Raw genomic sequence first — 7,436 nt, 5'->3', positions numbered from 1 at the left:
CCCCCGCCGGGCAGCGCTGCTGCAGATCGCGCAACGAAGCGTCATTCACCAGCAGATACGGGAAACCATCGGCAAAAGAGAGCGGCACGCCCGCGTGGCGTTTAACCCGCCGGGTCAACTGTGGTCCCACCCAACGCAGTTGCACGCTGCGGGAGAAGAAGCCGCTAAGCCACTGATTAATCGCATCGGGGGCGACTCGCGCGGTAAAATGGTTGCCCCAGACTTCCGTCGGCGCATCCTGGGCGGCAAAATCAGCAAACCGCACCAGCGCGCTGCTGCCGTCAGGCGCGGTCAAATGCAGGCCATCGTGCAGGGGCGAGGGGGTAAAGCGCACCATTTGTGGAAACTGACGCGCTGTGATGAAGGTGCCATCGGCTTCGGTAACCATAAAAATACGATCAAAAGCCAGACCGCTGACGTCTGCCAGAGCGTGGGTCAGCCCAATGCCACGCATTGATTTGACGGGGTGGATGAAAAGTCTGGATAACGTCAACACGGTACAGTCCCTCGAAAGAAATAAGCCTTCAACTTTATGACATAGCGCCCATATTAGCTATAATGCGCAGCAATTTTCTTCGAGTATAAGTGACGCTATGAATTCTTTGTTTGCCAGTACGGCCCGTGGGCTGGAAGAGCTGTTAAAAACTGAACTGGAAAGCCTCGGCGCCGTGGAGTGTCAGGTGGTTCAGGGTGGGGTCCATTTCCAGGGCGACACCCGGCTTGTTTACCAGAGCCTGATGTGGAGTCGCCTGGCCTCGCGCATTATTTTACCGTTGGGTGAGTGCAAAGTTTACAGTGACTTAGACCTTTACCTTGGTGTGCAGGCCATCGACTGGACGGCAATGTTTAATCCGGGTGCGACCTTTGCTGTCCACTTCAGCGGGCTGAACGACACCATTCGCAATAGCCAGTACGGCGCGATGAAAGTCAAGGATGCGATTGTTGACGCCTTCACGCGTAAAAATCTGCCGCGTCCGAATGTCGATCGCGAATCGCCCGACATCCGCGTAAACGTCTGGCTGAATAAAGACACGGCCAGCATTGCGCTGGATTTAAGCGGTGATGGTCTGCATCTGCGCGGCTATCGCGATCGCACCGGTCTGGCGCCGATCAAAGAGACGCTGGCGGCGGCGATTGTGATGCGCTCTGGCTGGCAGCCGGGAACTCCATTGCTCGACCCGATGTGTGGTTCGGGCACGCTATTGATTGAAGCGGCGATGTGGGCAACCGATCGCGCACCGGGCTTACACCGTGGTCGTTGGGGCTTTAGCGGCTGGGCGCAGCATGATGACGCTATCTGGCAGGACGTGAAGGCGGAAGCGCAAACCCGCGCCCGCAAAGGTCTGGCTGAATATACCTCGCGTTTTTACGGTTCTGACAGTGATGCCCGAGTGATCGAACGCGCGCGCAGCAACGCCCGTCGCGCAGGGATTGGCGAACTGATCACCTTCGAAGTCAAAGACGTGGCGAAGCTGAGCAATCCGCTGCCGAAAGGTCCTTACGGGACGGTGATCAGCAACCCGCCTTACGGCGAACGTCTGGACAGCGAGCCGGCGCTGATTGCGCTGCACAGCCTGCTGGGACGCACCATGAAGAACCAGTTCGGCGGCTGGAATCTCTCTTTGTTCAGCGCCTCACCGGATTTGCTAAGCAGCCTGCAACTGCGCGCGGACAAACAATTCAAAGCGAAAAACGGCCCGCTGGACTGTGTGCAGAAAAACTACCATGTAGCGGAAAGCACGCCGGACAGCAAACCGGCAACGGTGGCGGAAGACTATGCCAACCGTCTGCGTAAAAACATCAAGAAACTGGAAAAATGGGCGCGTCAGGAAGGGATTGAATGCTACCGCCTGTACGATGCCGATCTGCCTGAATACAACGTAGCGGTCGATCGCTACGCCGACTGGGTCGTGATTCAGGAGTACGCTCCGCCGAAAACTGTCGATGCGCAGAAAGCGCGTCAGCGACTGTTCGACATCATCGCCGCCACCTTGTCGGTGCTGGAGATTGCGCCGAACAAGCTGGTGCTGAAAACCCGTGAACGGCAGAAAGGGAAAAACCAGTATCAGAAGATGAACGAGAAGGGGGAATTCATCGAGGTAAGCGAATACAACGCTCGCCTGTGGGTGAACCTGACCGATTACCTGGATACCGGACTGTTCCTCGATCACCGTATTGCGCGACGGATGCTGGGGCAGATGAGCAACGGCAAAGACTTCCTTAACCTGTTTTCCTACACCGGCAGCGCCAGTGTGCACGCAGGTTTAGGCGGCGCGCGCAGCACCACGACGGTCGATATGTCGCGTACCTATCTTGAGTGGGCAGAGCGCAACCTGCGTCTGAATGGCTTGAGCGGACGCGCGCATCGCCTGATCCAGGCCGACTGTCTGGCCTGGCTGCGTGAAGCTAATGAACAGTTTGATCTGATTTTTATCGATCCCCCGACGTTCTCCAACTCGAAACGGATGGAGGATGCCTTTGACGTTCAGCGCGATCACCTGACGCTGATGAAAGATCTGAAACGTCTGCTGCGTAAAGGCGGCACGATCATGTTCTCCAACAATAAACGCGGATTCCGTATGGATCTTGACGGACTGGCGGCGCTGGGGCTGAAAGCACAAGAAATCACCCAAAAAACGCTTTCCCAGGACTTTGCCCGTAACCGTCAAATCCACAACTGCTGGTTGATTACCGCGGCCTGAAAGGATAAGTAAATGTCATTAATCAGTATGCATGGCGCATGGCTGTCGTTCAGCGACGCGCCGCTTCTTGATAATGCAGAACTGCATATCGAAGATAACGAACGCGTCTGTCTGGTGGGCCGTAACGGCGCCGGCAAATCAACGTTAATGAAGATCCTCAATCGTGAGCAGGGTCTGGACGATGGGCGCATTATTTATGAGCAGGATCTGATCGTTGCCCGTTTGCAACAGGATCCTCCGCGCAATATTGAAGGCACCGTTTACGATTTTGTCGCGGAAGGCATCGAAGAACAGGCGGTCTACCTTAAGCGATATCACGAAATTTCGCGTCTGGTGATGACCGATCCGAGCGACAGAAACTTAAATGAGCTGGCAAAAGTGCAGGAGCAGCTCGATCACCACAATCTGTGGCAACTGGAAAACCGCATCAATGAGGTGCTGGCGCAGTTAGGACTGGATCCTAATGCCGCGTTGTCGTCGCTGTCCGGTGGTTGGCTGCGTAAAGCCGCGCTGGGTCGTGCACTGGTCAGTAATCCGCGCGTTCTGCTGCTGGATGAACCGACCAACCACCTCGATATTGAAACCATTGACTGGCTGGAAGGGTTCCTGAAGTCGTTCAATGGGACGATTATTTTTATCTCCCACGACCGTTCTTTTATTCGCAATATGGCGACCCGCATTGTCGATCTCGATCGTGGCAAGCTGGTGACCTACCCGGGGAATTACGATCAATACCTGGTGGAGAAAGAAGAGGCGCTGCGCGTCGAAGAACTCCAGAACGCCGAGTTCGATCGCAAGCTGGCGCAGGAAGAGGTGTGGATCCGCCAGGGCATTAAAGCCCGTCGTACCCGTAATGAAGGCCGCGTGAGGGCGCTGAAAGCGATGCGCCGCGAACGCAGCGAACGCCGCGAAGTGATGGGCACCGCGAAGATGCAAGTCGAAGAGGCGACCCGCTCCGGTAAGATCGTCTTCGAAATGGAGAACGTGGATTACCAGGTCGACGGCAAACAGCTGGTGAAAGACTTTTCAGCTCAGGTACAGCGCAGCGATAAAATTGCCCTGATCGGTCCTAATGGCTGCGGTAAGACCACGCTGCTGAAGCTGATGTTAGGCCAGTTGCCGCCGGACAGCGGTCGTATCCACGTCGGTACGAAACTGGAAGTCGCTTATTTCGACCAGCACCGCGCCGAACTGGACCCAGACAAGACGGTGATGGACAACCTCGCCGAAGGTAAGCAGGAAGTGATGGTTAACGGCAAACCGCGCCATGTGCTCGGCTATTTGCAGGACTTCTTGTTTCATCCGAAACGGGCGATGACCCCGGTACGCGCACTGTCTGGCGGTGAGCGAAATCGTCTGCTGTTGGCGCGTCTTTTTCTGAAACCCAGCAATCTGTTGATTCTCGATGAACCAACGAACGATCTCGACGTCGAAACGCTGGAGTTGCTGGAAGAGCTGATTGATGGTTATCAGGGCACTGTGTTACTGGTGAGCCACGATCGTCAGTTTGTCGACAATACGGTGACCGAGTGCTGGATTTTCGAAGGCAACGGGAAAATCGGCCGTTATGTCGGCGGCTATCATGATGCACGCAGTCAACAGGAACAGCATCTGGCGTTTAAACAGCCAGCGGCGAAAAAAACTGAGGAAGTGGTTGCCCCGAAAGCAGAAATTGTAAAACGCGCCAGTAGCAAACTAAGCTATAAACTGCAGCGCGAACTGGAACAGTTACCGCAACGGCTGGAAGAACTGGAAGCGAAGCTGGAAGCCCTGCAGGCACAGGTTGCCGACGCCGCGTTTTTCAGCCAGCCTCATGAGCAGACACAACAGGTTTTGGCCGATCTGGCAAAAGCAGAGCAAGAACTTGAGCAGGCCTTTGAGCGCTGGGAGTATCTTGAAGCGTTAAAGAATGGTGCATAATTAAGGAGCACACCATGTGCGAACATCATCATGCCGCAAAGCACATTTTGTGCTCGCAGTGTGACATGCTGGTGGCATTGCCCCACCTTGAGCATGGGCAGAAAGCGGCATGCCCGAGATGTGGCACAACATTGACGGTGATGTGGGACGCGCCGAGACAGCGTCCCACTGCCTATGCGTTAGTCGCGCTGTTTATGTTGCTTTTATCGAATCTGTTCCCTTTTGTGAATATGAATGTCGCTGGGGTGAGCAGTGAAGTGACCCTGATGCAAATCCCTGGTGTCCTGTTTTCGGAAAATTACGCCAGTCTCGGTACGTTCTTTTTACTCTTCGTTCAACTGGTTCCCGCATTTTGCCTGTTAACCATTCTGTTGTTGGTGAATCGGGTACAAATGCCCGCAAGGCTCAAAGCCCAATTGGCTCGCATTCTGTTTCAGCTAAAGAGCTGGGGAATGGCGGAAATTTTTCTCGCGGGCGTGCTGGTAAGTTTCGTCAAACTGATGGCATACGGCGATATCGGCGTCGGCAGCAGCTTTATCCCCTGGTGCTTCTTCTGCATTCTGCAACTCCGCGCGTTTCAGTGTGTTGACCGTCGCTGGCTGTGGGACGACATCGCCCCTATGCCCGTGATTAAACAGACGTTAACACCTGGCGTTCCCGGCATTCGTCAGGGATTACGCTCTTGTTCCTGCTGTACGGCGATCCTTCCGGCGGATGAGCATCTTTGCCCGCGCTGCGAAACGAAAGGGTATGTGCGCCGCAGAAACAGCCTGCAATGGACGCTGGCATTACTGTTCACGTCGATCATGCTGTATCTTCCAGCGAATATTTTGCCGATCATGATCACCGATTTACTGGGGTCGAAACTGCCTTCCACCATTCTTGAAGGGGTAGTTTTAATCTGGAGTGAAGGCTCTTATCCGGTCGCGGCGGTGATCTTTATCGCCAGTATTATGGTGCCGACGCTAAAAATGATCGCCATTGCCTGGCTGTGCTGGGACGCCAAAGGGCATGGCAAGCGTGACAGTGAACGCATGCACCTGATTTATGAAGTGGTGGAGTTTGTTGGTCGCTGGTCAATGATTGATGTGTTTGTTATCGCCGTGCTCTCTGCGCTGGTGCGCATGGGAGGTTTGATGAATATTTATCCAGCAATGGGTGCATTAATGTTTGCTTTAGTCGTCATTATGACAATGTTTTCTGCGATGACATTTGATCCGCGTCTGTCGTGGGATCGTGAACCAGAACCAGGCCATGAGGAGTCCTGATAACATGGAATCTAAAAGTGGGGAAGCCAAAATCCAGAAGGTAAAAAACTGGTCTCCCGTGTGGATTTTTCCCATCGTCACTGCGCTGATTGGGGCATGGGTTCTGTTCTATCACTACAGCCATCAGGGACCGGTTGTGACCCTGATTACCACCAATGCCGAGGGCATCGAGGGCGGAAAAACCACTATCAAAAGCCGTAGCGTTGACGTGGGTGTCGTCGAAAGCGCCACGCTAACCGACGATCTGACGCATGTTGAAATCAAAGCGCGCCTGAACGCCGGTATGGAAAAACTGCTGCACAAAGACTCCGTGTTTTGGGTGGTGAAGCCACAGGTTGGACGTGAAGGGATCAGCGGCTTAGGGACGCTGCTTTCTGGCGCTTATATCGAACTGCAGCCGGGTAATAAAGGTAACAAACTGGAAAAGTATGATCTGCTGGATTCGCCGCCACTGGCGCCGCCTGATGCCAAGGGGATCCGCGTGGTGCTCGACAGTAAAAAAGCCGGTCAGCTTAGTCCGGGCGATCCGGTTTTGTTCCGGGGCTATCGCGTCGGATCGGTGGAAACCAGTACTTTTGATCCGCAAAAACGCAGCATCAGCTATCAGCTGTTTATCAATGCACCTAACGATCGCCTGGTCACCAGCAACGTCCGTTTCTGGAAAGACAGCGGGATTGCCGTGGATCTGACGTCCGCAGGCATGCGGGTTGAAATGGGCTCGCTGACGACGTTGTTTGGCGGAGGTGTTAGCTTTGACGTACCGGAAGGGCTTGAGCAGGGTCAGCCGGTTGCCGAGAAGGCCGCCTTTAGCCTGTATGACGATCAGAAAAGCATCCAGGATTCGCTGTTCACCGAGCACATCGATTACCTGATGTTCTTCAAAGATTCGATCCGCGGCCTGCAACCGGGAGCGCCGCTGGAGTTCCGCGGTATTCGTCTGGGGACGGTGAGTAAAGTGCCGTTCTTTGCGCCAAATATGCGTCAGGTGTTTAATAACGATTACCGTATTCCTGTGCTGGTGCGCATTGAACCCGAGCGTCTGAAAGCGCAGTTGGGTGAAGATACCGACGTGGGCGCTCATCTGGCCGACCTGCTGAAGCGGGGCTTACGCGGCTCGCTGAAAACCGGGAACCTGGTGACCGGGGCGTTGTATGTCGATCTGGACTTCTATCCAAAAGAGCCGCCGATTACCGGCATTCGCGAGTTTAACGGTTATCAGATCATCCCGACGGTGAGCGGCGGTCTGGCACAAATTCAGCAGCGACTGATGGAAGCGCTGGATAAGATCAACAATCTGCCGCTGAACCCGATGATTGAGCAGGCCACCAATACGTTGAGTGAAAGCCAGCGCACGATGAAACATCTGCAAACGACACTGGATAACATGAACAAGATTACGTACAGTCAGTCTATGCAACAACTGCCGGCAGATATGCAGAATACTCTGCGTGAACTGAATCGCAGCATGCAGGGCTTCCAGCCGGGTTCGGCAGCCTACAACAAGATGGTGGACGATATGCAACGTCTTGATCAGGTGCTCCGCGAG

Annotated in this window: 5 protein-coding genes; 4 read left to right on the top strand and 1 reads right to left on the bottom strand. The window is 54.5% G+C overall.

All coding sequences use genetic code 11. The features are described 5' to 3' along the window. Positions 1-496: MOSC domain-containing protein (locus tag AB7E14_RS17425; protein ID WP_428169726.1), on the bottom strand; the 496-nt coding region annotated here is incomplete at its 3' end. A 97-nt stretch (positions 497-593) separates the two neighbouring features. Here AB7E14_RS17425 and rlmKL point away from each other — a divergent pair. The 4 genes from rlmKL to pqiB form a co-directional block, all read left to right on the top strand. After that, positions 594-2,702, top strand: coding sequence for a bifunctional 23S rRNA (guanine(2069)-N(7))-methyltransferase RlmK/23S rRNA (guanine(2445)-N(2))-methyltransferase RlmL (gene rlmKL / locus AB7E14_RS17420; protein WP_216081620.1), 2,109 nt, complete (start codon positions 594-596; stop codon positions 2,700-2,702). A 12-nt stretch (positions 2,703-2,714) separates the two neighbouring features. Further along, entirely contained in the window at positions 2,715-4,622 is a 1,908-nt protein-coding gene (locus AB7E14_RS17415) for an ABC transporter ATP-binding protein (RefSeq protein WP_058587875.1), read from the top strand. Between the two features lie 14 nt (positions 4,623-4,636). Continuing rightward, complete coding sequence (pqiA, locus tag AB7E14_RS17410; protein ID WP_043001163.1) at positions 4,637-5,890, top strand: membrane integrity-associated transporter subunit PqiA; 1,254 nt, start codon at positions 4,637-4,639, stop codon at positions 5,888-5,890. 4 nt (positions 5,891-5,894) lie between these two features. Beyond that, positions 5,895-7,436, top strand: a 1,542-nt coding sequence (gene pqiB, locus AB7E14_RS17405) for an intermembrane transport protein PqiB (RefSeq protein WP_428169725.1), incomplete at its 3' end; no start/stop codon positions are given.

This window comes from Citrobacter sp. (assembly GCF_050252275.1).
GTDB lineage: Bacteria > Pseudomonadota > Gammaproteobacteria > Enterobacterales > Enterobacteriaceae > Citrobacter_A > Citrobacter_A amalonaticus.
This window is presented reverse-complemented; position numbering and strand designations above follow the sequence as displayed.

Bases quoted from the DNA above. Each gene is read 5' to 3' on its own strand.
- rlmKL (WP_216081620.1), top strand. From the start codon at position 594: ATGAATTCTTTGTTTGCCAGTACGGCCCGTGGGCTGGAAGAGCTGTTA.
- AB7E14_RS17415 (WP_058587875.1), top strand. From the start codon at position 2,715: ATGTCATTAATCAGTATGCATGGCGCATGGCTGTCGTTCAGCGACGCG.
- pqiA (WP_043001163.1), top strand. From the start codon at position 4,637: ATGTGCGAACATCATCATGCCGCAAAGCACATTTTGTGCTCGCAGTGT.